This window comes from Fictibacillus aquaticus (genome assembly GCF_002245695.1).
Lineage (GTDB): Bacteria > Bacillota > Bacilli > Bacillales > Fictibacillaceae > Fictibacillus > Fictibacillus aquaticus.
In genome coordinates, this window is record NZ_NOII01000093.1 from 1 (window position 1) to 975 (window position 975).

General features: G+C 47.6%; 2 protein-coding genes. Both read left to right on the top strand.

Features of this window, described 5'->3' with window-relative positions; genetic code table 11:
* Positions 1–694 (top strand): ethanolamine ammonia-lyase subunit EutB (gene eutB, locus CGZ90_RS20160; RefSeq protein ID WP_165766938.1); only part of this gene is annotated, 694 nt, incomplete at its 5' end.
* A 14-nt stretch (positions 695–708) separates the two neighbouring features.
* The coding region (locus CGZ90_RS20165) for a hypothetical protein (RefSeq protein ID WP_133063632.1) at positions 709–975 on the top strand (267 nt) is incomplete at its 3' end.

Sequence of the window (975 nt, forward strand, 5' to 3'; positions counted from 1 at the left end):
TGTGCTTGCTCACGTGACTACCCAGATGAAAGCGATCGAACAGGGAGCTCCTGCCGATATGATTTTCCAGAGCATCGCCGGCACAGAAGCGGCCAACCGTTCATTCGGAATTGATGCAAAGATATTGGATGAAGCCAACGATATGATCAGCCGAAAAGGCACATCGTCAGGCCCGCAAAGGCTTTATTTCGAAACAGGGCAAGGCTCAGAGCTCTCAGCTGAAGCTCACTACGGAATGGACCAGGTCACGCTTGAAGCGAGGAACTATGGTTTTGCCAGAAGGTATAACCCGTTCATGCTGAACACCGTGGTCGGATTTATCGGCCCAGAATATTTGTATGACAGCAAGCAAGTCATCCGCGCCGGTCTTGAAGATCATTTTATGGGCAAGATGCATGGCATTTCAATGGGCGTTGATATTTGCTACACGAACCATATCCGTGCTGACCAGAATGATATGGAAGACCTCGGGGTGCTGCTGACCGCTGCAGGCGTTAACTTTATTATCGCGACTCCGATGGGCGATGACTGCATGCTGAACTACCAGTCTATGAGCTTTCACGATATCGCGACGCTCAGGCAGACGCTTGACAGGAAACCTTCACCGGTTTTCCAGGATTGGCTTGAGACGATGGGCATTATGGAAAACGGAAGGTTGACGAAAAGAGCCGGAGATTTATCGATCTTTTCTTAATGGAGGTGATTAGAATGAATCCATCGCTGCTAGACGAAATAACAGAAGCGGTATTAAAAGAGTTCAGCAATAAGCCAAAACAAGGAAAAGAGAACAAAGTTACCTTTTCTTCCAACTTAAACACGGTTCCAGATTTTTCGAAAAAAACGAGCGGATCTCAGCAGGCAGCTGTGAAGACATTAGAAGTCCAGAGTGGAGACCATCACCCATCAACGACGGGAAAAGTAACGTTCTCAAGAAACTTGGACACCATCCCAACGTTTTCAGGAGCGAAAACAGTA